General features: G+C 68.6%; 21 protein-coding genes. 10 read left to right on the top strand and 11 right to left on the bottom strand.

Annotated features, from left to right (window positions below; translation table 11 throughout):
* Window positions 1-8: 8 nt before the first annotated feature.
* Window positions 9-1,532: a DUF4185 domain-containing protein gene (locus ACWF99_RS19745; RefSeq protein ID WP_378653552.1), complete on the top strand. Its 1,524-nt coding sequence runs from the start codon at window positions 9-11 to the stop codon at window positions 1,530-1,532.
* A 1-nt stretch (window position 1,533) separates the two neighbouring features.
* Here ACWF99_RS19745 and ACWF99_RS19740 read toward each other — a convergent pair whose 3' ends face one another.
* The 7 genes from ACWF99_RS19740 to ACWF99_RS19710 form a co-directional block, all read right to left on the bottom strand.
* Window positions 1,534-2,391 carry a 5-oxoprolinase subunit C family protein gene (locus ACWF99_RS19740; RefSeq protein ID WP_378634652.1) on the bottom strand — a complete coding sequence of 286 codons (858 nt, stop codon included), beginning with the start codon at window positions 2,389-2,391 and terminating at the stop codon, window positions 1,534-1,536.
* A 69-nt stretch (window positions 2,392-2,460) separates the two neighbouring features.
* Window positions 2,461-3,135: a 5-oxoprolinase subunit B family protein gene (locus tag ACWF99_RS19735; protein WP_378634650.1), complete on the bottom strand. Its 675-nt coding sequence runs from the start codon at window positions 3,133-3,135 to the stop codon at window positions 2,461-2,463.
* Between the two features lie 15 nt (window positions 3,136-3,150).
* Entirely contained in the window at window positions 3,151-3,900 is a 750-nt protein-coding gene (locus ACWF99_RS19730; RefSeq protein ID WP_378634648.1) for a LamB/YcsF family protein, read from the bottom strand.
* Between the two features lie 98 nt (window positions 3,901-3,998).
* Window positions 3,999-5,174 (bottom strand): sulfate/molybdate ABC transporter ATP-binding protein, encoded by a 1,176-nt coding sequence (locus ACWF99_RS19725; protein ID WP_452537165.1) that lies wholly within the window; start codon window positions 5,172-5,174, stop codon window positions 3,999-4,001.
* Between the two features lie 110 nt (window positions 5,175-5,284).
* Entirely contained in the window at window positions 5,285-6,124 is an 840-nt protein-coding gene (locus ACWF99_RS19720) for an ABC transporter permease (protein WP_452537042.1), read from the bottom strand.
* Complete coding sequence (modA, locus tag ACWF99_RS19715) at window positions 6,121-6,864, bottom strand: molybdate ABC transporter substrate-binding protein (protein ID WP_452537041.1); 744 nt, start codon at window positions 6,862-6,864, stop codon at window positions 6,121-6,123. Before modA ends, ACWF99_RS19720 begins: the two co-directional genes overlap by 4 nt.
* A complete protein-coding gene (locus ACWF99_RS19710; RefSeq protein WP_378653545.1) occupies window positions 6,861-7,259 on the bottom strand; it encodes a TOBE domain-containing protein in 399 nt (132 codons plus the stop codon). Before ACWF99_RS19710 ends, modA begins: the two co-directional genes overlap by 4 nt.
* A 138-nt stretch (window positions 7,260-7,397) precedes the next feature.
* Here ACWF99_RS19710 and ACWF99_RS19705 point away from each other — a divergent pair, with 138 nt between their 5' ends.
* Window positions 7,398-8,213: a hypothetical protein gene (locus ACWF99_RS19705; protein WP_378634640.1), complete on the top strand. Its 816-nt coding sequence runs from the start codon at window positions 7,398-7,400 to the stop codon at window positions 8,211-8,213.
* Here ACWF99_RS19705 and ACWF99_RS19700 read toward each other — a convergent pair whose 3' ends face one another.
* Complete coding sequence (locus ACWF99_RS19700; protein WP_452537040.1) at window positions 8,214-9,647, bottom strand: CCA tRNA nucleotidyltransferase; 1,434 nt, start codon at window positions 9,645-9,647, stop codon at window positions 8,214-8,216.
* Window positions 9,648-9,839: 192 nt separating this feature from the next.
* Here ACWF99_RS19700 and ACWF99_RS19695 point away from each other — a divergent pair, with 192 nt between their 5' ends.
* Both ACWF99_RS19695 and ACWF99_RS19690 read left to right on the top strand, forming a co-directional pair.
* On the top strand, window positions 9,840-10,295 hold the full coding sequence (locus ACWF99_RS19695) for an NUDIX hydrolase (protein WP_228536794.1): 456 nt from the start codon (window positions 9,840-9,842) through the stop codon (window positions 10,293-10,295).
* Window positions 10,292-12,760 (top strand): DUF6049 family protein, encoded by a 2,469-nt coding sequence (locus tag ACWF99_RS19690; protein WP_452537039.1) that lies wholly within the window; start codon window positions 10,292-10,294, stop codon window positions 12,758-12,760. Before ACWF99_RS19695 ends, ACWF99_RS19690 begins: the two co-directional genes overlap by 4 nt.
* Before the next feature lie 72 nt (window positions 12,761-12,832).
* Here ACWF99_RS19690 and ACWF99_RS19685 read toward each other — a convergent pair whose 3' ends face one another.
* Window positions 12,833-13,399, bottom strand: coding sequence for a hypothetical protein (locus ACWF99_RS19685; RefSeq protein WP_452537038.1), 567 nt, complete (start codon window positions 13,397-13,399; stop codon window positions 12,833-12,835).
* Window positions 13,400-14,101: 702 nt separating this feature from the next.
* Here ACWF99_RS19685 and ACWF99_RS19680 point away from each other — a divergent pair.
* The 6 genes from ACWF99_RS19680 to ACWF99_RS19655 all read left to right on the top strand — a co-directional run bounded on the left by ACWF99_RS19680 (window position 14,102) and on the right by ACWF99_RS19655 (window position 22,232).
* Window positions 14,102-17,719, top strand: coding sequence for a murein biosynthesis integral membrane protein MurJ (locus tag ACWF99_RS19680; RefSeq protein WP_378635245.1), 3,618 nt, complete (start codon window positions 14,102-14,104; stop codon window positions 17,717-17,719).
* 295 nt (window positions 17,720-18,014) lie between these two features.
* A complete protein-coding gene (gene sigM / locus ACWF99_RS19675; RefSeq protein WP_378635242.1) occupies window positions 18,015-18,611 on the top strand; it encodes an RNA polymerase sigma factor SigM in 597 nt (198 codons plus the stop codon).
* Window positions 18,612-18,707: 96 nt separating this feature from the next.
* On the top strand, window positions 18,708-19,448 hold the full coding sequence (locus tag ACWF99_RS19670) for a hypothetical protein (protein ID WP_378634634.1): 741 nt from the start codon (window positions 18,708-18,710) through the stop codon (window positions 19,446-19,448).
* An 88-nt stretch (window positions 19,449-19,536) separates the two neighbouring features.
* Window positions 19,537-20,523 (top strand): thioredoxin-disulfide reductase, encoded by a 987-nt coding sequence (gene trxB / locus ACWF99_RS19665; protein ID WP_378634632.1) that lies wholly within the window; start codon window positions 19,537-19,539, stop codon window positions 20,521-20,523.
* Window positions 20,524-20,555: 32 nt separating this feature from the next.
* Entirely contained in the window at window positions 20,556-20,888 is a 333-nt protein-coding gene (gene trxA / locus ACWF99_RS19660) for a thioredoxin (protein ID WP_378634630.1), read from the top strand.
* 132 nt (window positions 20,889-21,020) lie between these two features.
* Complete coding sequence (locus ACWF99_RS19655; protein ID WP_452537037.1) at window positions 21,021-22,232, top strand: N-acetylmuramoyl-L-alanine amidase; 1,212 nt, start codon at window positions 21,021-21,023, stop codon at window positions 22,230-22,232.
* A gap of 58 nt (window positions 22,233-22,290) precedes the next feature.
* Here ACWF99_RS19655 and ACWF99_RS19650 read toward each other — a convergent pair whose 3' ends face one another.
* Together ACWF99_RS19650 and ACWF99_RS19645 are read right to left on the bottom strand one after the other, a co-directional pair.
* Window positions 22,291-23,016, bottom strand: coding sequence for a GNAT family N-acetyltransferase (locus ACWF99_RS19650; protein ID WP_378635240.1), 726 nt, complete (start codon window positions 23,014-23,016; stop codon window positions 22,291-22,293).
* Between the two features lie 80 nt (window positions 23,017-23,096).
* Window positions 23,097-24,134: a ParB/RepB/Spo0J family partition protein gene (locus ACWF99_RS19645; RefSeq protein ID WP_378634626.1), complete on the bottom strand. Its 1,038-nt coding sequence runs from the start codon at window positions 24,132-24,134 to the stop codon at window positions 23,097-23,099.
* Between the last annotated feature and the right edge of the window lie 17 nt (window positions 24,135-24,151).

The raw sequence follows: 24,151 nt of genomic DNA, 5'->3' as shown, positions 1-24,151 counted from the left end.
GGAGCCAGATGCGCGCAAGACCGGTATCGCACGGAACTGCCGCCGTGGGTGTGCTGCTGTCCGCCATCCTCGCCGTCCCCGCACAGGCGGGCCCGCTGCCGTGGGTGCCCCCGCCGGTGAATCTCTGCGGGGAAACAGGATTCGACCCGGTCAACCGGCTGCCCGACCCGGCCGCACCGCCCGCGCCGGTCCTGCCGCCGAGTATCGACATCCCGGTCTGGGTACCGCAGCTGACGCCGGTACCGATTCCCGACCCGCCGCACGACAACACGCGCGTCGCACAGGTTCCGCTGCCCTCGGACCCGTGCCGCAATCCGTGCCCGGAGGTCCGTGACACGCCGGAACCCGAACCGGAAAGTACGGACGAGTCCACCTCGACCGGATCGGCGATCGCGTTGCCGCGGATCAGGATCAACCCGGAGATCGAGCCGATTCCGATCCCGGTGCCCGGCGGCGAGGGCGAACCGGCCCAGGAAGCACCGGAACCGGTGGTCCGGCCGATCGAGCGCGGTCCGCTGGGGGCGCCGGTCGTGCCCGCGAAGGTGGAGTCCGTCCGCCTCGTGGACCAGGTCACCGGACACGGCTCGACCAACCGGACCGATATGCGCTGGCAGGTCGACGGCACCGACCTCGGGCTGTTCTGGGAAACCGAACCGGGCAAGGTGGCCATGGTTTTCGGCGACACCTTCGGCGAGGGCTGGGCCTACGGCGGCGCCGGCTCCGACGGCGCCGACTGGCGATCGAATGTGCTGGCCTACAGCACCGACAAGGATCTGAGCGACGGCATCACCATCGACTCGATGGTGCAGGACAGCCCCTGTCACGCCGCCGAGCTCCTCGGCAGCCGCAAGATCAAGAACTGGGAGACCACCACGATCCCGACCTCGGGGTTCGCGCTCGGCAAACGGCAGTTCATGAGCTACATGTCGGTGAACCACTGGTCGAAGATCCCCGGCATGTGGATGACGAACTACGGCGGACTCGCCTACTCCGACGACGGCGGCTCGACCTGGACCAAAGATCAGCATGCCCGCTGGGAGAACATGTTCGGCCTCGGGCAATTCCAGGTGGCGGCGATGGTGCCGCACGGGGACTACGTCTACATGTTCGGCACGCCCAACGGCCGGATCGGGACGATCGGCCTGGCCAGGGTGCGCAAGGCCGACGTGCTCAACAAGACGGCCTACCAGTACTGGGTGGACGGCAATTGGGCGCCCGCGGCGCAGAATTCGGCGACACCGCTCGTGAACGGGATGGCCAGCGAGCTGTCGGTGCGGTTCGACGAGGAAAGCCGGCAGTGGCAGATGGTCTATCTCGATTCGGCCGCGAGCCAGATCGTGTTGCGGACCGCCGGCCAGCCGCAGGGCGCCTGGACCTCGACAGTGCCGCTGGTGTCCACCGAGATGTATCCGAAGGCGTACGGCGGGTTCATCCATCCCTGGTCGACCGCGCAGGACCTGTACTTCACGATGTCGGCGTGGGACAGCTACAACGTGTACCTCATGCACGCGCGATTGAATCCGCCGCGCTGAGTCAGGACGCCGCCACGAACAGCAGTCTGTCGCCGGGGCGAGCCTGCGCGACACGGTCGACATCGGCATCCAGGACGACGGCGATCACCGGATAACCGCCGGTGATCGGGTGGTCGGCCAGGAAGACGACCGGCTGACCGCTCGGTGGCACCTGCACCGAGCCCAGCGCCACGCCCTCGGAGGGCAATTCACGGCCGATCGACCGCACCAGCGGGGGTCCGTCGCCGCGATCCAGCCGGGCGCCGACCCGGTCGGTGTCGGTGGAAACGATCCAGGAACCGCGGAACAGCTGATCGGGATCGGTGAACCAGTCCGCGCGCGGGCCCGGACACGCTCGGACCGTGAGCACTTTCGGCGGCAGCGGAACCGGCGCGAATTCCACGGTCGGGAGGGTGCGCGGCGGGGGACCGACCGGCAGCTGCGTGCCGACCACCAGCGGGTCGGGACCGATGCCGGACAAGGTGTCGCGGCTGCGCGAACCCAGCACCTTGGCCACATCGATACCGCCGCGCACCGCCACGTAGCTGCGCAGACCGGTGTTCGCGAGGCCCAGTCGCAGCACCTGGCCCTCGTCGAGTTCGAGCACACTCGCGTGCCCGACCGGGGTGCCGTCGACGGTGGCGGGGGCGGGCGCGCCGGTGACCGCGACGGTGAGGTGACCGTCGGCGCGCAAGGCGAGACCGCCGAGCAGCGCTTCGATGGCGGCGAAGTCCTCCGGATTGCCGACCAGCCGGTTCGCCAGCCGCAGTGACCCGCGGTCGGCCGCACCCGCCTGGCCGACGCCGGAATCGAACCAGCCCTGTCTGCCCAGGTCCTGCACTGTCGCGAGCGGCCCCACCCGTTCGATGAAGATCAGCATGCGATCTCTCCCCGATTCGCTGTCGAGGCGGCGCACCGTTGAGCAGCCCTTGATTTTCCGCCGAAGCAGCTATTCGTCGGAAGCGACGAACCTGATCGCCGAACCCGCCCGCACCAGCGCGGGTGGATCGCGGTCCACCGCCCACATTCGCAGATCGGTGGTGCCGATCAACTGCCAACCGCCCGGCGTGCCGCGCGGGTAGACGGCCGAATATCCGCCGGCCAGCGCCACCGCGCCGGCCGGAATGGCCGTGCGGGCATGGGTGCGGCGTGGCACCGTGAGCCTGCCGTCGGGCGAGGTGAGGTAGCCGAAACCGGGCGCGAAACCGACGAACGCGCACCGCCAGACAGTGCCGGTGTGCGCCGCGATCACCTCCGGGATCGACAGGTCGAGCAACCGCGCCACCTCGGGCAGGTCCGCGCCGTCGTAGCGCACCGGGATCTCCACCACCGGCTCGGTATCCGGCACTGTTCCACGGGAAACATCCGGCGAATCCGCTTGCGGTGGCTCGTGATCCAGCCGGTCGAGCAGCGCGACGAGCTCACGGCGGACCTGCACGCCGTAACTCACCGAATGCATGGTGACCAGCACGGTTTCCGCCGCGGGCAGCACATCCTCGACACCGGCTATCGCGTGCACGCGCAGCGCGGAGGCCAAGCGCTGTACCGGGCGCGGGTCGTCGAGGGTGATGAGCATGGCGCGGTCACCCGCGGGCCGGATCCGCGCGTTCCAATCGATGTCCATCGTGCCTCCCACCCCTCAGCTGAACGGCTCCACCGGTATCCCGGCTTCGTCGAGCGCCCCCCGAATCCGGCGGGCCATCTCGACGGCCGCCGGAGAGTCGCCGTGGACGCACACGCTGGCCACGGACACGGCGACCGTACCGGGACCGTCTACGGTACGCGCGGTCCCCGACAGCGCAAGAGTTGTCGCCTGGGCCACGGCGTCGTCGGCCGACAGCACCGCCCCGGCAACTCCGCGCGGGGCCAGCGAACCTGTTGCAGTGTAGGCCCGGTCGGCGAATCCCTCACCGACGAAACGCACCCGCTGGGCGGCCCGTTCCAGTTCGGTACCCGCCGGTCCGAGCAGTGCGAGACCGGGTTCGGCCTCGGCCACCGCGGCGACAAGGGCTTCGGCGAGCAGGCGATCGCGCGCGGCCGCGTGGTAGAGCGCGCCGTGCGGTTTCACATAGCGGACCCGGTCGCCCGCCGCCCGCGCGAAGGCCGCGAGCGCGCCGATCTGATAGAGCACCTCGTCGCGCAGATCGGCCGGGGCGATGGCGATATCGCGGCGGCCGAAACCCACCAGATCGCGATAGCCGACGTGCGCGCCGATCCGCACCCCCTTGGCCACCGCGAGTTCGCAGGTGCGGCGCATGATGGTCGGATCGCCCGCATGGAAACCACACGCGATGTTCGCGCTGGTCACGATGTCGAGCATGGCGGCATCGTCACCCATCCGCCACGGGCCCAAGCCCTCGCCCAGATCACTGTTCAGGTCCAGCGGCATGCGATGCCCTCCGGTCTTCGCGGGTCACTCGCCGGGAATGTACCCCGGTATTTCGAGCATGAACGCACAGATTCATACCGTTATCACCGGGGCGCGGTTCAGCAGGCGTACACGCGGACCTCGGTGGCCTTCACCGCGAAGTAGACCTGAATGCCGGTGGTGAGGTGGAGTTGGGCGACAGCGGCGGGGGTCAGGTCCGCGCAGAGACCAGGAGCCTGCGGTGCGTCACCGCGAACCCGGACGATGCCGCCCCGGTCGGTGATCTCGGTGATGTCGACGGTGAACACGTTGCGTGGGCTACCGCCGGGCCGGCTGCGGAATACCGACACCGCGGCCGGAGCGAACACCGCCGCGGCGTGGGCGCCGGGGAGGAAATCGCCGACGACGCAGCCATCGACGCCGAGGTCGTCGACGAGCACCGTCCCCAGGGCCGGGGCCGGATCGCCGGGGTGAGTCCGCGGTGCCTGCGGTTCGCCGGCACCGGTGAGCAGGCCACCGCGTTCGGCCACCGGACCTGTCAGGAGCGCTGACTCGACGCCGGTGCCGCGCAGGAGGTTGAGGCCGGCGATGCGGGCCGCGAAGGGGTTGCGGGGGTGCGCCATCACCTCGGCGACCGGGCCCGATTCGACGATGCGGCCCGCTTCCAGGACAACGAGGCGGTCGGCGAGGGTGATGGCGTCGATGATGTCGTGGGTGACCAGGACGGCGCAGCGGGGGTGGGCGCGACCGGGTTCGTCGCGCAGGACGCGACGGAGCAGGGTTCGCATGGCCGGGGCGACATCGACATCGAGCGCCGACATGGGTTCGTCGAGGAGCAGCAGGTCGGGGTCGACGGCGAGAGCGCGGGCCAGGGCGACACGCTGGGATTGGCCACCGGAGAGCCCGCCGGGGTGGCGGTCGGCGAATTCTTTCGCATCGACGGCGCTCAGCCAGTATTCGGCGATTTCGCGGGAGGTGCGCCTGTTGGCACCTCGACTGCGTGGGCCGAAGGCGACATTGTCGCGCACGCTGAGGTGGGGGAACAGGAGTGGGTCCTGGGCGAGCAGAGAGACTCCGCGCCGATGTGGGGGCAGCGCAATGCCTTCGGCAGTGTCGGTGAGGGTGCGTTCGCCGAGTCGTACGTGGCCCTCGTCGGGGACCAGCAGTCCGGCGATGACTTGCAGCAAGCTCGACTTCCCCGCGCCGTTGGGGCCGAGCACGGCGAGTACTTCGCCGGGGGCGGCTTCGATCCGCAAGTCGAGATGGCGGCCGGCGATCCGCGCGGACACCGACAGCCCGCTCGGAGGGCTCGAACGATCGGCGGGCCACGTCGCAGGTGGGCCGGTATGGTCGCTCGGCACATCAGCCGGTCCGGTCGCGGGGCTCTGCTCGGGCGAATCCTCGGTCACTTCGCGCCGCCGATCGCTCGCGGGGCACCGCTGCGCAGCTGGGTGCCGGGGATCGGGCTGGTGCGGCGGTAGGCGAGCAGGACGATCAGGACGGCGACGACGATCAGCACCACCGACAGGGCGACGGCCGCGTCGGGATCGGCTTCACGCTGGAGGTAGATCTCCAGTGGGAGGGTGCGGGTGCGGCCTTGGAGACTGCCCGCGAAGGTGAGGGTGGCGCCGAATTCGCCGAGGGCGCGAGCGAAGGCGAGGACCGCGCCGGAGATCAGCGCGGGGCGGAGCAGGGGAAGGGTGATCCGCCACCAGACCGTGCTCGGGCCCGCACCGAGCGTCGCGGCGATCTGCTCGTAGCGGCTACCCGCCGTCCGCAACGCCCCTTCGAGGGTGAGCACCAGAAAGGGCAGTGCCACAAAGGTTTGCGCCAGCACGACCGCGGTCGTGCTGAACGCGATCCGAATTCCCGCGGCTTCCAGGTGTTCGCCGAGCAGCCCCCGCCGGCCGAAGGTGTAGAGCAGCGCGATACCGCCGACCACCGGGGGTAATACCAAGGGCAGCAGCACAAGAGCGCGCAACATCGGCAACCCTCGCCACCGAGCTCGCGCCAGCACCGCCGCCATCGGCACCCCGAACACCAGGCACAGCACGGTGCTCGCGGTAGCGGTGCGCAGGCTCAACCACAGTGCGTCCCTTGATGCTTCGGTACTCACGAGCTCAGCGAACCGACCCCACTCCACTCCCCAGGCCAACGCGGCCAGCGGGAGCACCACCAGTGCGAAACCGAAGACGGCGAGCACCGGCAACCACCGAGGCAGCCCGGTACTGCCGACACCGGTCACGGTGCGCCGAACCCCGCCGCGGCCAGGGCCGCGCGTCCGGTGGGGCCGGTGACCAGTTCGGCGAATTTCCGCGCGTTCGCGGCTTGCTTCGAATCGGCCACCACGGCAATCGGATAGGTGTTCACGGCAGCCGACGCCTCGGGAACCGCCACGACGCCCACCTTCGCACCCGCGGCGGAAGCATCGGTGACGTAGACGAAGCCGGCGTCGGCCTGGCCGGAGGTCACCTTGGTGAGAACATCGGCCACCGAGGATTCCTCGCTCACCGGACGCAGCGTGGCCCCCGCGGCGTCGGCGACCTTTTTCGTCGCCCGGCCGCACGGAACCTGGGGGGCACAGACGACCACGGTCGCGTCGGCGAGGTCGTTGATTCCGCTGATGCCCTTGGGATTTCCCGGCGCCGTGACCAGGGTGAGCACGTTGGTGGCGAAAGTGGTGGGGGCTGCGGTGATGCGGCCACTCTGGACGGCCTTGTCCATGGTCGGCTGGTCGGCCGAGGCGAAAACATCAGCGGGCGCTCCCGCTTGGAGTTGCGCGGCCAGGTCGGACGAGCCCGCGAACGAGAACTGCACGTCCACACCCGGATTCGCGGACTCGAAATCCTTCTCCAGGCCGGTGAAAACGCTCTTCAGCGAAGCCGCGGCGAACACGGTGAGCGTGGATTCCTCGGTATCGCCACTCCCGCAACCGCTCACGGTGACCAGCACCAGCGCGGCACCGAGCGCGACCCGGCCGATCATTCGGCGGCCTTCTCGACCACCACTGTCGTGGCCTTGACGCTGGCCAGCGCGACGCTGCCCGGCTCGAGCCCCAGCTCGCGCACCGATTCGCTGCTCATCAGCGAGACCACCGTGAAAGGACCGCATTGCATCTCCACCTGTGCCATCACCGTGTCGGTCACCACGCGAGTGACCAGACCGGGAAACCGATTGCGGGCCGAGCTGGCACTACCCACCTGGGTGTGTGGCGTGCGTGCCTGGTCGACGGCGTGTTCGGCCAGCTCCCGGCCGTCCAGCACCAGGCGGCCCGCGGCGTCCTTGGTCGCCGTGAGGGCGCCCGTGTCGATCCAGCGACGCACCGTGTCGTCGCTGACGCCGAGCAGATCGGCCGCTTCCTTGATTCGCAGTTTCGCCACCCGATCAGGATATGTCCGCAGATTCGGACATAACAAGAAAACAACTCCGCACTTCCGGAAACAACCGGTCGTGATATCCCATAATCGGGTCACACTTCATGGCCACCGGCGACGCGGCCAAGTACGCTCGAAGCCATCATGGCCACGTATTTCGATCCGAAGTCCTGGTCACTGGCAGGCGCTGTCGATATGGGCAAACGTCTGCTCGACCCGTCATGGATCGACCAGTGGCTCGGCTTCACCACGTCCTGGGCCGACCCCGTCGCCGACCTCGGTTCCGGCACCGTCACCGCGCTCATGCCCGATGTGCTGATGACCGTGCTCAGCGAGGGCATCCTCAGCCGTTTCGGCGGCCAGGAGATCAGTGCCACGCTGCTCGGGCACGACCTCACCGCCACCCTCGACACGTTCAAGCTGCGCAGACGCGGCGCTCACTTCCAGAGCAAGACAGTGCTGTCGAACCTGGTCTGGGACTCACATCCGTTCGACACGGTCACCGTGGTCGCGCACGGTGTGCGGCTGATTCCCGGTGTGCCGACCAAGGTCCGGGTCCAGCAGCTCGACATCGAGGGCACCATCGGCATCGGCGCGCTGGCGGACTGGGTGGACGCCCAGAACCTGGATTGGCGGGTGCGGCTCGACCAGCGCGGACAGATCGTCGCGACGCATCGCACGCGCAAGATGCGGGCGGTCGTCGACGGGCAGGTCTACGACAACCTGCTCACCCTCGACATCCGCAAGGCCAGTTGGTACGGCATCCGGCTCCCCAAGCGCGTGGTGCCCGCACCCGCGCTACTGCTCGACGACCTGCCCAACCGTGCCAGCATCTCCTACGCGCACCGGCGCGGTGACGTGGTGAAATTCCGGCTCGAACTGCCCGAGACCACCGGCTCGTTCGACCTGACCCAGATCCGCGACGCCATCATCGCGGGAACAACACTGATCGTCTTCTGATCAGTTCTGCGTGGCCCACCATTCCCGAAGGGCGGCTTCGGCCTCGTCCCGCGTCATCGGGCCGCGGTCGAGTCGCAGATCCTTCAGGTACTTCCACGCCTTACCGACCTGCGGCCCCGGCGGCAGCCCGAGCAATTCCATGATCGCGTTGCCGTCCAGATCCGGGCGCACCCGGGCCAGGTCCTCCTGCTCGCGCAGCGCCGCGATCCGCTCCTCCAGCTCGTCGTAGGTCGAGCGCAGGGCCGCCGCGCGGCGCTTGTTGCGGGTGGTGCAGTCGGCGCGCACGAGCTTGTGCAGGCGATCGAGCAGGTCGTCGGCGTCGGTGACGTATCGGCGCACCGCCGAATCCGTCCACTGTCCCTTGCCGTAGCCGTGGAAACGCAGGTGCAGAAACACCAGGCGCGCAACCTCTTCGGTGAACGCCTTCGGGTACTTCAGCGCTCGCATCCGCTTGCGCACCATCTTCGCGCCGACCACCTCGTGGTGGTGGAAGCTCACGCCGCCCGCGGGCTCGTTGCGTTTGGTGTCGGGCTTGCCGATGTCGTGCAGCAGTGCCGCCCAGCGCAATACCAAGTCGGCGTCGCCTTCCTCCTGGTCGATCGCCTGCTGCAGCACGGTCAGCGAATGCTGGTACACGTCCTTGTGCTGGTGGTGCTCGTCGATCTCGAGCTTCATCGCGGGCACCTCGGGCAGCACGCGCTGCGCCAGACCGGTGTCGCACATCAGATTGATGCCGTCGATCGGGTGGTCGGCGCCGATCAGCTTGTCGAGTTCGGCGCGCACCCGCTCGGCGGTGATCCGGTCGATCTGATCGGCCATCTCGATGATCGCCGCACGCACCCGCGGCGCCACCTCGAAACCCAGCTGGGCGACGAAGCGCGCGGCCCGCAGCATCCGCAGCGGATCGTCGTCGAACGAATCCTGTGGCGCCGCTGGAGTATCCAGCACGCCTTCGAGCAGCGCTTCGATCCCGTTGAGCGGGTCGACGAATTCCAGCGACCCGTCGGCGGCGATCTTCACCGCCATGGCGTTCACCGTGAAGTCGCGGCGCACCAGGTCGCCCTCGAGGGTGTCACCGAAGGTGACCTCGGGATTGCGCGAGACCCGGTCGTAGGTGTCGGCGCGGAAGGTGGTGATCTCGAGCTGCTGGTCGTTCTTGGCCGCACTGACCGTGCCGAAGGCCAAGCCGCCGGTATCCCACAGGTGGTCGGCCCACCCACGCATCAACTCCTGCACGACCTCCGGCCGCGCGTCGGTGGTGAAATCCAGGTCGTTGCCGAGCCGGCCGAGCACCGCGTCACGCACGCTGCCTCCGACGAGATACAGGCTGTGCCCCCGCTCGGCGAACATCGCCCCCAGCGGGGCCAAAACATCATTGAGCTGCCCCAGAGTCACCGCCGCCCCCGCCAGCAGGCGAGCACGACGATCCGCCACAGCATCAGGGACAACGTCAGGGGAAACCACAAACAAGCACTTTACTGGCGCCGTCGAATCGATTCCCCGCGCGCCCGAAGGAGCTGACAACACAGCTAAGCTGGCTGGGTGTCTCCTCCGGCCGATCGCGCGAACAGTCGACGCCGCCAGCCGCGGCGGCGCGGTTCGGCGAACAACGCCGGCAAACCCCGCATGCGTACCGTCCGGGAAACGTCGGCCGGCGGCCTGGTCGTCGAAGGGCTCGACGGCCCGAAGGAACAGCGCACCGCCGCGCTGATCGGGCGCACCGACCGTCGCGGACGGCTGTTGTGGTCGCTGCCCAAAGGACATATCGAAGAGGGCGAGACCTCCGAGCAGACCGCGATCCGCGAAGTCGCCGAGGAAACCGGAATCGACGGGGAAGTGGTCGCCGAGCTCGGCAGCATCGATTACTGGTTCGTCACCGAGGGCAGACGGGTACACAAGACCGTGCACCATTTTCTGCTGCGGTGTCTGGGCGGTGAGCTGTCCGACGCCGACGTCGAAGTGACCCAGGTTGCGTGGGTTCCGTTGAGCGAGTTGGATTCCCGGTTGGCCTACGCCGATGAACGGCGGTTGGCCGAAGTGGCGAACCGATTGATCGACCGGATGGAGACCGGCAAGCGATGACGGGTGGACTGATCCGGCTGATCACGGCGGTCCTGACCATCTTGGGTTCGATGACGCTGCTGCCCGCGGTCGCGCACGCTCAAACGGACGGGTCGGGAACGCCGAAGTTTCTCAAGCTGACCCTGGACGCGGTGGCTCCGGGCACTGTCACCACCGGCAGCGACCCGAAGCTGACCATCTCCGGCACGGTCACCAATATCGGCGACCGGGTCGTCGACGATGTGAGCGTGCGGATCCAACGGGCCGCCGCGGTGGATTCGCCGAGCGGGTTGCGCAGTTCGCTACGGCTGGACCAGGTGAACTACGAGGTGACCGGTCCGTTCCAGGATGTGGCGCCGCAGTTGAGTCCCGGTCAGCGCAAACAGTTCTCGGTGAGCATCGCGTTGCGCGCGGGCTCGGAGGCATCGCTCGGGCTCACCGATCCCGGGGTGTATCCGCTGCTGCTCAACGTCAACGGTGAACCCGCCTACGGCACCCAGGCCAGACTCGACGACGCGCGATTCCTGCTCCCGGTCCTCGGACTGCCGCCCACGGGTGTGGACGGCAGCGCGGAACCGGCGGTGACGCCGCCGCCGGAAGCGTCACCGATCGCGACCACGATGATCTGGCCGCTGGCCGACCGGCCCCGCATGGTCGCGGGCAAGCCCGGCTCGGTGAACGGCCAGGCCGAACTGCTCGACGACGAACTGGCGGCCTCGGTCGGCAAGGGCGGGCGTCTCGAACAGCTCGTCGCCGCGCTGGAATCGGTGGTGCCCGCGCCGGGCAAAGACAGAAGTGTGGCCGGATCGGTGTGTATCGCCATCGACCCCGACCTGGTCTCGACCGTGCAGACGATGACGCGCGGCTATCGGGTGCTGGCCAGTCCGTCGGATCCGAGCGGGGCGACCAGGGAGGGGGCCGGGGCGGCCAACGCGCAGGCCTGGCTCGACCGGTTGCGCGCGCTGGCCGGATCGATGTGCACGGTGGCCCTGCCGTTCGCGCAGGTCGACGTGTCGGCCCTGGCCGCGGTGAACGATCCGGGTCTGTCGGCGCGGGCCCTGCTCGCGCCCGCCGATGTAGTGGACTCGATCCTCGGCACGCAGTCGCTGCGCGGGGTGAGCCTGCCCGATTCGGGCAGCATCGACGATCCGGCCGGGCTGTTGTTGCGCGAGCACGGATACGGCACGGCGGTGCTGGCCGGTTCCGCGGTGTCGGGTGACGGGTCGCCCGCCGATACCGACAACGCGCTCACCTCCGCCCCGACCACGCTCACACCCGATGTGGTCGTCGGTGGGGAACAGTCGGCGCCCGATGTCGTGCGGGTGCCCGGCGTGAGCGTGGAACCGCCCGCCGGCGCCGCCGCCGGGACCGATCCCGCGCTGCGGGTGACCACCTTCGACATCTGGTCGGCCACCGCGCTGGCCGCGGTCGGCTCGAACCCGCCGACGCCGTCGTTCACGCCGTCGAAGGTGCGTTTCGACGTCACCAACGACTCACGCGCGGCCCGGTTGCAGGACGCGCTCGGCGCGATGGCGTGGAGTGCGCTCAATCCGTCGCCGGACCGGCCGCGCTCGCAGCTGCTGATGCCACCGCAGCAGTGGGGTGCCAGCCGGGAGGAGGGCGTCGCGCTGCTCAAGCAGGTCGAACTGCTCACCCGCAACAACCTCGCGAGCCCGCGCAGCTTCACCGACCTTGTCACGCAGGCACCCGATCCGCGGCCGTTCGCGCTGGAGTACCTGCCGCGCGCCGCCCAGGACGCCGCGCCGGAACAGTTCATCGGACCGGTTCACGACCAAGGCGCCCGGGTGACCGAACTGATGCGCGCACTGGTCGAACTGCCCGAATCCGAGCTCACCCCGCACGCGTTCCTCACCCCGGCGCGCGAGGACCTGCTGCGCGCGCTGAGCCTGTCCGACCGCAGGGCCGACAACGACACGCTCGCCGATCTGCACGCCCAGCGGCGCATCGACCAGGCGACCCGCGAACTGGACACGATGTTCTCCTCGGTCTCGGTGCTGCCACCGGGCGGGGTGTACACGCTGGCCTCCGAGCAGAGCCCGTTGTTGCTGGTGGCGCGCAATGAACTGCCCGTCGCCATCCGGGTGATGTTCCGGATCGAAGCGCCTGCCGAGACGAACATCACCGATATCGGCGAACAGCTGCTTCCGCCGTCCGGGACCCGGTCGTTCCAGATCCCGACCGAGGTGAGCGACAGCCGTAAGCTGGTCATTCCGATCGCCCTTACCACCCCGGACGGGATAGCGCTAGGAGAGGCGACCTCGGTCTCGGTGCGCTCGAACGCCTACGGTCAAGCCCTGGCCATAATTACCGCATGTGCCGCGATACTGCTGTTGCTGCTGGCCGGGCGCCGACTGCTGCGGCGGTTCCGCGGGCAGCCCGACCCCGCCGACGAAGGGTTCACCCCGGAGACGGTCGAACGGGCGGGTCGACTGCGGCGCGCACGTCAGCGGCTGCAACGGCAGTGAACACCCGCGCCTGACGCGCGGTCAGGGCACCATGACAGACAAGGACGAGAGTGGCACTGGTGAGCGAAACGCTCATCGGACCGGCGGGATTCGCGGGTTACGCCGGGTACAGGAGGCATGATGGGCGACGATGATTCCGCTCATCGGCGTGACCACGACGACGACCCGACCCTGCGCCGGGCGCCCAGTGCTCCGTGGGAACGCGGGATGACGGCCGGACAGGACGCCGACCGCGACGAGGCCGCACAGCACGTGGATCGGCGGCCCGGCGCGCCTGGTCATCGACCGGACCCCGCACCTCGCGATGGCCGACCGCCGGTACGCCCCGGTGATCCGGCGTTCGAACAGCCCGGTGGATTTCGTCAGCCGGTGAATCGGCCCGCGGTGGATCTGCCCGGCGCGCCACGTCATCCCGGTGAGCGGCCCGCCGCGCCAGGTCCTCGGCCCGGGGTGCGCCCCGAACAGGCCGGATACCGTCCCGGGCCGGATCACGGCGCTGCGCCGGCTCCCGGTCGCCCCACTGAACAGCCACCGGCCGGGTTCCGCCCGGCACAGGGTCAACCACGACCGGCCGACTATCGCCCGGATCAGCAGCGGCCGCCGCAGGGCGAACGCCAAGGGCGCGGGCCCGCTCCCCATCAACGACCGCCAGGCCAGGCGAATCGTTCGGGTGAATTCCCGCAGCAACAACGTCCCGGACCGCCCCCGCGCCCCGGCGTCGGCGGCCCTCCACAGCCCCCTGCCGGTCCGCCCGGCCGGCCACCGCGCCCTCCTGTTTATGGGCCGGACGGTCGCCCCGCACCTCCCCAGCAGCGCCCCGGACCGGGTTCCGGCGCACGCTCAGGTGAGTTCCCGCAACAGCAGCGCCCCGGGCCCGGTTCCGCCGGGCGCTCAGGTGAGTTTCCGCAACAGCAGCGCCCCGGACCCGGTTCCGCCGGGCGCTCGGGCGAGTTCCCCCAGCAGCAACGACCCGGACCGGACGGGTTCGCCCCGCGGCGATCCGGGCCGAACCCATCGGGCGAATTCCCTCAGCAACGACCCGTCCCGCCGCGTGGTGGGCAGTCCGGCGCCATTCCGAGACAGGATCGGCCCGATCAGGCCGGTGGCCGCAGGCAAGCTCCGCCGGAGCAGGGACGTCCAGTGCCACCGCGGGGGAGTTTCCCGGGGATGCCCGCCGCGGATCCCGCGCGGGATCCGCGCCAGGCAGGTGCCGGATTCGGCGATCGTGGACGGAACGCGAACGGTGTGCCCGCCGGCGATCGGTCAGCGGAGCGGACTCAGGTCATCGCCCGGCCGAAGAAGGTAGCGGCCGAACCTGCCGACAAGGCGGGCGGCGCCCCGATGAGTGCCAACGCGAAGCTGCTCAAGGACTCGGGTTCGATCGCGGTCGCGACGCTGATCAGCCGGATCACCGGATTCGCCAAGCAGCTGCTGTTGCTGACGGTGCTCGGTCCGGCCATCGCGAGTGCGTTCATCTCGGCGAACCTGATCCCGAACATGGTCGCCGAGCTCGTCCTCGGCGCCGTGCTGACGGCCATCGTCGTGCCGACCCTGATCCGCGCCGAACAGGAGGACGCCGACAACGGCGCCGCGTTCGTGCGCAGATTGGTGACCGCGGCCTTCACGGTGCTGTTCGTCGCCACGGTGCTCACCTTGGCGGCCACGCCGATCCTGGCCGGTCACGTGCTCGTCTCCTCCGACGGCAAGGTGAACACGAACCTGACCGTCGCGCTGACCTACCTGCTGGCGCCCGCGCTGCTCTTCTATGGCATGTCCGCGCTGTTCACCGCGATCCTCAACACCAGGCAGGCGTTCAAACCGGGTGCGTGGGCCCCTGTGATGAACAATGTGGTCGCGTTGACGGTGCTGGCGGTCTACGCGCTGACACCCGGCGAGATCACGCTCGACCCGGTGCGCATGAGCGACCCGAAACTGCTGGTCCTCGGCCTCGGCATCACCGCGGGCGTGGCGACACAGGCACTCTGCCTGCTACCCGCGATCCGCAGGCACGGGATCAACCTGCGTCCGCTGTGGGGAGTCGACGCGCGACTCAAGCAGTTCGGCAAGATGGGCGTCGCGATCATCTTGTACGTGCTGATCAGCCAGGTCGGCTTGGTGGTCGCGAACAACATCGCCTCCTCGGCCGACGAAGCGGGTCCCGCGATCTTCGCGAACGCATGGGCACTGTTGCAGCTGCCCTACGGCGTGATCGGGGTAACTCTGCTCACCGCGATCATGCCGAGACTGAGCCGCAGCGCCGCCGACGACGACACCCCCGCCGTAGTCGACGACCTGTCCGTAGCCACGCGCCTCACGATGATCGCGATGCTGCCGATCGTCACTTTCATGACTCTCGCCGGCCCGGAGATCGGCCAGGCGCTCTACGGCTACGCGCGATTCTCCGGCGACGCCGAACGGCTCGGCAGCGCGGTGAGCTGGTCGGCGTTCTCGCTCATCCCGTATTCGCTCGTGCTGATCCATCTGCGGGTGTTCTACGCGCGCGAGCAGGCATGGACACCGACCTGGATCATCCTCGGCATCACGACGATCAAGATCCTGATCTCGGCACTGGCGCCGGTCATCGCCCGCGACAGCGACGACGTGGTGATCGTTCTCGGTGTCGCCACCGGTCTCGGATTCACCGCGGGCGCGGTGATCGGCGGCGTGCTGCTGCACCGCAGCCTCGGCGACCTGCGCATGGTCAATGTCGGCCGAACTGTGACCAGAGTGTTGCTCGCCTCGATCGCAGGCGGCGCGGTGATGCTGATCGTCGACACGGTGACCGGACTCGACCGTGTCTCCGGCGGCGCGGGCTCGCTGCTGCGCGTCGTCATCGATTCGCTGGTCATGTTCTCGGTGGCCTTCGGCCTGATGCGTCTGGCCGGTATCCCCGAGGTCGTCGCCATCACCGTGGCGATCTCGCGCAAGCTCGGCATCACCCCGCCCGCGCCGGATCTCGGACTCGACGACACCCCGGCAGACGACATCTACGCGACCACCGTCCTGCGCCGTCCCGATACCTACGGATTCCCCGCATACGGGCAGTCTTTGGACACCCAGACCATGGTGCTTCCCGTCATTCGACCGGGCGCTGTTGACAGCACCGGTAAAGCACAGTTCCCGTACGCTGTTCCGCAGACCGACACGGGTTTTCAGGCCGAAGGAGGACCGAGGGTGAGCGATGACGCGGTGGGCGGCGTCCCGGCCGCTGATTCTGCGGCGCGCGCGGCAGCAGGAATGTCCACCGAGGTCGGGCCCGATGCGCCGAACTCGACGGATTCCGAGCATACCGACGCGCCAGACGAAGGCGATACGCACGAAGACGGCGCGCGTTCGGCCATGCCGCCGCACGATCCGACATACGACACCGGCATGTTGCCGATTCCACCGCAGGTGCCCCCGAGCGCCGCGGCCAACCGTGGGCAGCGTGGCCCCAAGCTCATCCCCGGCGCATCCGTCGCCGGTGGCCGGTACCGTTTGCTGGCCGGTCACGGCGGTGCGCGCGGGCTGAAGTTCTGGCAGGCACTCGATATCAAGCTCGATCGCGAGGTCGCGCTGACCTTCGTGGACGCCGATCAGACCTCGGGCGAGAACTCCGGTCACGACGGCCCGCAGGCGGTGCTGTCGCGCACGCTGCGGCTGGGCCGGATCAATTCGCCCGGCCTGGCCAGAGTCCTCGACGTGGTCCGTGGCAGCTCCGGCGGCATCGTCGTGGCCGAGTGGACCCCCGGTCGTTCGCTGCGCGAGATGGCCGAGACCGTGCCGTCGCCGGTCGGCGCGGCACGGGCCATCAGGGCGCTCGCCTCGGCGGCCGAACTCGCCCACCGTGGCGGCGGCTCGCTGTCGATCGATCACCCCGATCGGATCCGGATCAGTGCCTCCGGCGACGCGGTCCTCGCGTTCCCCGGCACCCTCGGCGATTCCGACGCGCAAGGCGACGTCCGTGGCCTCGGCGCGATGCTCTACGCCCTGATCACCGCACGCTGGCCGATTCGTGTCGGCGGTGTCACCGGGTCGGCGGCCACCATCGGCGGTCTGCGACTGGCCGATTTCGGGCCGGACGGCACGCCGGTGGAACCGCGGCAGATCCGGCCGGAGGTGCCGTTCGAGATCTCGGCCGTCGCGGTTCGCTCGCTGGAGTCCAACAAGGGCGTGCGTACCGCTGCCACCGTGCAGCACGTGCTCGAGCAGGCCTCGGTCGTCGATCAGAAGACCGACTTCATTCCGGTCTTACGTCTGGGTCAGCGGGCTGTGGCCCCCGGTGCCGATTCACTCGCCGACCCGGAACTGCTCGCGGCCGAGCGGGAACGCTCCAAGCGGATGATGTGGATCATGGTCGGCCTCGGCGTGCTCGCCGCGCTGGTGGTCGGCGTGCTGATCTGGTGGATGGTCAGCATCTTCGCGCCCGGCGCGTCGGACAAGCCGCTGGACCAGCAGATCAATATCGGGCTCACCTCGAGTGTGGCGCCGCCCGCGGCGTCCGCACCGCCCGCCGACGACCCCGCGGCGGCGCCGACGAGTGTGCCGGTACCGGTCACCGGTGCCGCGGTGTTCTCCCCGGAGGGCACCCCCGACGGCGCCGCGGCGGCGGGCGCGGTGCTCGACCACAACGCGGCGACGGTGTGGCGCACAGATCAGTACTTCCAGCAGTTCCCCGCCCTCAAGAAGGGCGTGGGGCTGCTGGCCACGCTGCCGACGCCGGCCAAGCTCACCAATGTGTCGATCACCTCGCCCAGTGCGGGCAGCACGGTCGAGATCCGTACCTCGCCCACCGAGGCGCCCACTCTCGACCAGACCCAGCTGATCGGTTCGGCCAAGCTCGGCGACGGCATCACCGATATCGCCGTGCAGACCGATCAGGCCGCTCGTTTCGTGCTCGTCTGGATCACCGGCCTGGCGAATTCCGGCGGTCAGTTCCAGACCGCGATCGCCGACGTCCGCTTCGACGCGGCCCCTTAGTCTCATCGCGCCGTAAAACTCTCCCACCTCTGCTATCTGCGCAGGTGGTCGACCATTTCCGGGCCCGTTGCCGATCTTCATCGAACCGCGGTCCGGTTGGTGCGTAATTGTTATCAACGATATGATCCCCCCGCGCTCTCGGTTGAGAGTTACCCAGGATTTGTTGACGTCGATCCTGGACGCCGCGTTGTAGTCAGGTGATGGATCGGCCTTGTTCGTCGGCTCGAAGTCGCCGTAATGAGCGCTGTCCAAGGGGTCAGTTTTGTCGCCGGATGTCAACGAGCAAGTCCGCGGTGTGCCACCGCGGCAGGTCGCGCCCAGCGTCCGCTCGTTCCTGGAGAACGGCAGCGACAAGCAACTGCTTGCCGCCCACGTTCGCGGGGAACCGTATGTCTTCGCCGAACTGCTGCGCAGGCATTCCGACCATCTGTGGCAGACCGCGCTGCGCACGTCCTACAACCGCGAGGACGCCGCCGACTGTCTGCAGGACGCCTTGTTCTCGGCCCATCGCACCGCCGACTCGTTCCGCGCCGAATCCGAGGTGCGCAGCTGGCTGCACGCGATCGTGGTGAACGCCTGCCTCGACCGGATCCGGCGCAACAAGACCCGTCGCGCCGTGTCGATCCTGCCCGACACCATGCCCGAGGCGGTCGACCCGCACGACGCCTTCGCGCATTACGAACTGTCCACCGTCGTGAGCGAGGCGCTGTTCACCCTCCCTGACGAACAACGATTGGCCCTGGTCATGACCGAGATGGAGGGCCGCAGCGTCGCCGAAACCGCCGCTGCGCTCGGCGTGGCGCCGGGCACGATCAAGAGCCGATGCGCCCGAGCGCGCGTACGTTTGCAAGAACGTTTGGAATTTTTCCGGGATCCAGGGAACCGGATGTAGTCGGGATGCGTCATTAACAGTGACGAACAAGTCAGCGATGTAAATCCTGCGATCCGATATCGACAGAACAGGGGAGGTGCGAGGGTGTCTCGATCCGTGCCGCAGCCTCCGTTCCCGTCGGAACTGCTGGCCGATCTGCATGCCGACAACCTCGCGCCCGAATTGTGCGAGCAGCTGTGGCCCGTGGTCCGCACCGACGAAGACGCGCTGCACTACCTGAACAAGCTCGACGAGGTGAACACCCACCTCCGCACGCTCGCCACCGACGAGCGGGTCATGCACCGCATGCCCGACGACGTGGCCGACCGCATGTTCCGATTCGTCGCCGAACTCGACGCGGGGGAGGGCCCGACCGAGCGCATCACGCCGCTTGCGGCCGTTTCCCCCGTACCGGCCGACGAGGCCCCGATCTCGCTGGACCGCTACCGTTCCCGGCGCCGACTGGGGCTACTCGCCGCGGCCGCCGCCACCGTGGCCGTCCTGGCGGGCGCCGGCGCGGTGTTCAGCACGTTCGACACCACCGAGGGCACCCCCACCGCCGCGCCGTTCACCGAACCTGCGGCCGCCGACGAACTCACCACCGCCGCCGCACTACGCGCGCTGGGCAAACGCGACGTGATCGGCCCGCTGGCCGACGAAGCCGCCCTCACCCGCTGCGTGCAAGCCAACGGCATCGACCGCGCGGTGCTGGGAGCGTCGAATATCACTTTCCGTGGCTCCGATGCCGTCCTGGTCCTCGTCCAGGGCGAGCAAGCCCCCACCATCACCGCCCTGGTGGTCGGCACCGGCTGCACCACCGGCACCCCGGAACGGCTCACCCTGCGCGACATCGGCTGAGGGACCAGCCGCGAGGAAATACCGGGAACAACACCGTTTAGGCTGTTGTTGACCGACACGTCCCAGCTTTACTTCTCGGAAGGTCCCCATGAGCACGCCAGTTCGCGACCTGATCATCGTCGGCTCAGGGCCCGCCGGCTACACGGCGGCCGTCTACGCCGCCCGCGCGGAGCTTTCGCCGCTGGTCTTCGAGGGCACCCAGTTCGGTGGCGCCCTGATGACCACCACCGAGGTGGAGAACTTCCCCGGCTTCCGCGACGGCATCATGGGCCCCGACCTCATGGAGCAGATGCGCGACCAGGCCAAGCGTTTCGGCGCCGAGCTGCGCACCGAGGACGTCGACGCGATCGACCTGTCCGGCCCCGTGAAGAAGGTCACCGTCGGTGACGAGACCTTCGAGGCCTACGCCGTGATCCTCGCGATGGGTTCGGCCGCGCGCTACCTGAACGTGCCGGGGGAGCAGGACCTGCTCGGCCGCGGTGTGAGCGCCTGCGCCACCTGCGACGGCTTCTTCTTCAAGGGCCAGGACATCGTCGTGGTCGGCGGCGGCGACTCCGCCATGGAGGAAGCGACCTTCCTCACCAAGTTCGCCGCGAGCGTCACCATCGTGCACCGCCGTGAGGAGTTCCGTGCGTCACGGATCATGCTCGAGCGCGCCAAGGCCAACGAGAAGATCAAATTCCAGCTCAACTCCGAGGTTGTGAAGGTCAACGGTGAGAAGAGCGTCACCAGCCTCACCCTGCGCGACACCCGCACCGGCGCGGAGTCCGAGCTCGACGCGACCGGCCTGTTCGTCGCCATCGGGCACGATCCGCGCAGCGAACTCGTCAAGGGCCAGGTCGCACTCGACGGCGAAGGCTATGTGCAGGTGACCGATCCGGGCACCGCCACCGATGTCGCGGGTGTTTTCGCCGTGGGCGACCTCGTCGACCACACCTACCGGCAGGCGATCACCGCCGCGGGCACCGGCTGCCGCGCCGCGATCGACGCCGAACGCTGGCTCGCCGAGCAGGGCGACATCACCGCCAACACGCTCGACCACGCCGACGGCCCGGCCGCTGTGCGCGCCAACTGATTTCGAGTTCCACCCCTGTCGAGGAGACACCCATGGCCGAGAGTGCCAACACCATCACCGTCACCGACCAGTCCTTCGCCGACGACGTCCTGCTCAGCGAAAAGCCGGTGCTCGTCGACTTCTGGGCCGACTGGTGCGGCCCGTGCAAGATGGTCGCCCCCGTGCTGGAGGAGATCGCGGGCACCCACGCCGACAAGCTGACCGTCGCCAAGCTCGACACCGAGGCCAATCCCGGCACCGCCCGCGACTACCAGATCCTGTCGCTGCCCACGATGATCTTGTTCCAGGGTGGCAAGCCGGTGAAGCAGATCGTCGGCGCGAAAGGTAAGGCGGCGCTGCTGCGCGAGCTCGACGGTCTCATCTAACACAGAGCATCCGACAAAAGCGCTTCCTACCGGCCGACGCGCCGTAGGATGCCTGGACCCGGGATTCCCGCAAAGCGGCCCGGGTCTGAGACAATCGACGGACGCTCCGGCCGAAGGAAAGGGCTCTCACGCATGCACCGACTTCGTCACGGCGATTCAGGACCAGCCGTCGCAGAGGTTCGGAGCACCCTCGCAAGCCTCGGTTTCCTGCATCTCCCACACGTCGAATCCACTGACGGACCGGAGTATTGGAAGGACACCGAGGCGGTGTTCGATCGGCCCCTCGATTCGGCGATCCGCGCGTTCCAGCAGCAGCGCGGTCTCCTCGTCGACGGGGTGGTCGGTCCGGCCACCTATCGCGCGCTGAAGGAAGCCTCCTACCGGCTGGGTGCTCGCACGTTGATCTACCAATTGTCGGCACCGCTCTACGGTGACGACGTGGCCACCCTGCAGCGCAAGCTTCAGGATCTCGGCTTCTACGTGTACCGGGTGGACGGGCACTTCGGCCCGCACACCCACGACGGGCTCAGCGCGTTCCAGCGCGAGATCGGCCTGTCCGCCGACGGTATCTGCGGACCCGACACCTTGCGCTCGCTGGATCTGCTCGGCGCGCGCGTCACCGGTGGCAACCCGCATCGCATCGCCGAGGAAGAAGTGGTGCATCGTGCGGGCCCGCAGCTCACCGGCAAGCGGATCGTCATCGATCCCGGATTCGGCGGCGCCGACAAGGGTTTCGCGGTGCCCACCGAATACGGCGACGTCTACGAGTCGGAGATCCTGTGGGATCTCGCTTCCAGGCTCGAAGGCCGGATGGCCGCGACCGGCATGGAAACCTTCCTGTCCCGGCCGTGGGGCGCCAACCCCACCGATGCCGAACGCGCCGACACCTCCAACGCCTTCGATGCCGACCTGATGATCTCGCTGCGCTGCGCGACCAGTGACAATCCGTCCGCGAAGGGAGTGGCCGGTTTCTACTGGGGCAACTCGCACGGTTCGGTGTCGATGATCGGTCAGGTACTGGCCGGTTTCATTCAGCGCGAAGTGGTGGCCCGAACCTCGGTGCAGGACTGCCGGACTCATCAGCGCACCTGGGACCTGTTGCGCCTGACCAAGATGCCGACCGTGCAGGTCGACCTCGGCTACCTCACCAACGACTACGACGCCTCGGTCCTCACCAACCCGCGCATGCGCGACGTGATCGCCGAAGCGATTCTGATCTCGGTGAAGCGGCTCTATCTGCTCGGCCAGGACGACCAGCCGACCGGCACCTACACCTTCGCCGAGTTGCTCGCCGAAGAACTGGCGGCCGCCGACGCGGGCAACGTGCCCGCCCCGCGCGTCTAGCCCCACACAAGACCAACGGCCCCGCGGTTGTCCGCGGGGCCGTTCTTGTTGTCTCGGGTCAGTGCGCGCCGACGCGCGAGGGCGGTTCCATAGACGCCGCCGCCAGGAGTTGATCGAGCGCGCGCTCGACGTCTTCCTTCCAGCCGTGATCGGAGTCGAGTTCCAGGCGCAGCCGGGGGAAGCGGTGGTGCGGGGCCACCACTTCGAAACCGACCTCGGCGAGGAAATCCGCGTCGATCATGCAGGTTTCGGGAGTGCACCTCGTCGCCGACGACGGGTCCCGCAGCGGCGCCGCGATCCGTTCCATCAGCCGCATCGATGATCCGAAGCCGCGATCGGCCACCGAACTCGACGGTGGGCCGTTGCGAATGCCGAACGCTTCCAGTGCCCGTACGCCACGACGCACCAGATCGGCCACCACGGCCTGAACGAGGCGATGGGCTACATCGGCCTCGTCGTAGGGGAATTCGGCCTGCAGCGTGGTCAGCAGGACCGCGTCCGGGCTTACTGGGGAGGTGGGGAACAGCGCGGAACGTGGCACGGCACTCGGGGGTGAGTACAGCGCGCAGCCCGCGAGGTTGTTGTCCACGTGGGCCACCTGCCCGCACGAACCCCACTCGAGCATCACCGTCGAGAGCCAGGCTTCCTTTTCGAAGACCGGATCGCTGAACGCGTGCGAGTCCGCGGCGACGGCCGGGTCGAGCTCCCAGAACACACACCGCCGGGTGTGCGCCGGGAGCTGACCGAGCCCGTCGAGAGTCAAAGCCGTGACGCTGGTCGACACCGCTCTGTTCAGCCTCCAGCTGTCGGATTCATCCACGCTCACGCCACATCACTATCCACAGTACGTGCCGCCTCTTTCAGTCACAGTGACGTTTCGGGGCCGACTTGCTCCATCAGCGCCACGATGCGCTCGAGATCTTCGACGGACCCGAACTCGACAACGATCTTGCCCTTGTTCTTACCGAGGCTGACCGTGACCCGGGTGTCGTAGGAACCCGACAGTCTCTCGGCAACATCTTGCAGACCCGGCATGTGGATCGGTTTACGCTTCGGCGCCGGGGGAGCGGTCGGCGAGGGCTCGCGGTTCGCGAGTTGCACCGCTTCCTCCGTAGACCGAACCGACATTCCCTCACGGACGATTCGTGCAGCCAACTCTTCCTGTGCGTCCGCGCCGGCATCCAAACCGAGCAGCGCCCTGGCGTGTCCGGCCGAGAGCACCCCGGCGGCCACCCGACGCTGCACGGGAATCGGCAGCTTCAGCAAACGAATCATATTCGTCACCACCGGCCGCGAGCGACCGATTCGCGAAGCCAATTCCTCGTGCGTGACGTCGAACTCCTCGAGCAGCTGCTGATAGGCCGCCGCCTCCTCGAGGGGGTTCAGCTGCACGCGGTGGATGTTCTCCAGGAGCGCGTCGCGCAGCATCGAGCCGTCGTCGGTGTCCCGGATGATCGCCGGGATCGTGGCGAGTCCGGCCTCTTGGCATGCGCGCCAGCGGCGCTCGCCCATGACCAACTGGAACTTGTCGACGCCCGGTTCGACGCGGCGCACGACGATCGGCTGCATGAGACCGAACTCGCGAATCGAGTGCACGAGCTCCGCGAGTGCGTCTTCCTCGAAGACCTGACGTGGCTGCTTCGGGTTCGGCTCGATCAGGTCCGCGGGCACCTCGCGGTACACCGCGCCGCCGGGGGAGACCAGATCGGATTCGGGCTCGGGCTCCGGCGCGGGCTCCGCGTCCGGAACACGATGCAGGAACGCCTCGGCCGGTTGCGGGCCGATCGGATTGATCCCGATCACGCTCGCGGCGGCACTACTCAAGCCCGGCGCCACGGCCGGACCCGTCGGGATCAATGCGGCCAACCCGCGACCGAGACCGCCCTTTTTCGCCTGACTCATCGGCTACCGATCCCTTC

Source organism: Nocardia sp. NPDC055002, assembly GCF_053608825.1.
Note: the sequence above shows the minus strand (reverse complement) of the source record. Positions and strands in the feature narration are given on the sequence as shown.

Coding starts and splice junctions, on each gene's coding strand:
- ACWF99_RS19745 (WP_378653552.1), top strand. CDS start 9: ATGCGCGCAAGACCGGTATCGCACGGAACTGCCGCCGTGGGTGTGCTG.
- ACWF99_RS19740 (WP_378634652.1), bottom strand. CDS start 2,391: ATGCTGATCTTCATCGAACGGGTGGGGCCGCTCGCGACAGTGCAGGAC.
- ACWF99_RS19680 (WP_378635245.1), top strand. CDS start 14,102: ATGAGTGCCAACGCGAAGCTGCTCAAGGACTCGGGTTCGATCGCGGTC.
- ACWF99_RS19685 (WP_452537038.1), bottom strand. CDS start 13,399: ATGGGGAGCGGGCCCGCGCCCTTGGCGTTCGCCCTGCGGCGGCCGCTG.
- ACWF99_RS19730 (WP_378634648.1), bottom strand. CDS start 3,900: ATGCCGCTGGACCTGAACAGTGATCTGGGCGAGGGCTTGGGCCCGTGG.
- ACWF99_RS19695 (WP_228536794.1), top strand. CDS start 9,840: ATGCGTACCGTCCGGGAAACGTCGGCCGGCGGCCTGGTCGTCGAAGGG.
- ACWF99_RS19645 (WP_378634626.1), bottom strand. CDS start 24,134: ATGAGTCAGGCGAAAAAGGGCGGTCTCGGTCGCGGGTTGGCCGCATTG.
- trxA (WP_378634630.1), top strand. CDS start 20,556: ATGGCCGAGAGTGCCAACACCATCACCGTCACCGACCAGTCCTTCGCC.
- ACWF99_RS19705 (WP_378634640.1), top strand. CDS start 7,398: ATGGCCACGTATTTCGATCCGAAGTCCTGGTCACTGGCAGGCGCTGTC.
- ACWF99_RS19735 (WP_378634650.1), bottom strand. CDS start 3,135: ATGGACATCGATTGGAACGCGCGGATCCGGCCCGCGGGTGACCGCGCC.
- ACWF99_RS19655 (WP_452537037.1), top strand. CDS start 21,021: ATGCACCGACTTCGTCACGGCGATTCAGGACCAGCCGTCGCAGAGGTT.
- modA (WP_452537041.1), bottom strand. CDS start 6,864: ATGATCGGCCGGGTCGCGCTCGGTGCCGCGCTGGTGCTGGTCACCGTG.
- ACWF99_RS19690 (WP_452537039.1), top strand. CDS start 10,292: ATGACGGGTGGACTGATCCGGCTGATCACGGCGGTCCTGACCATCTTG.
- trxB (WP_378634632.1), top strand. CDS start 19,537: ATGAGCACGCCAGTTCGCGACCTGATCATCGTCGGCTCAGGGCCCGCC.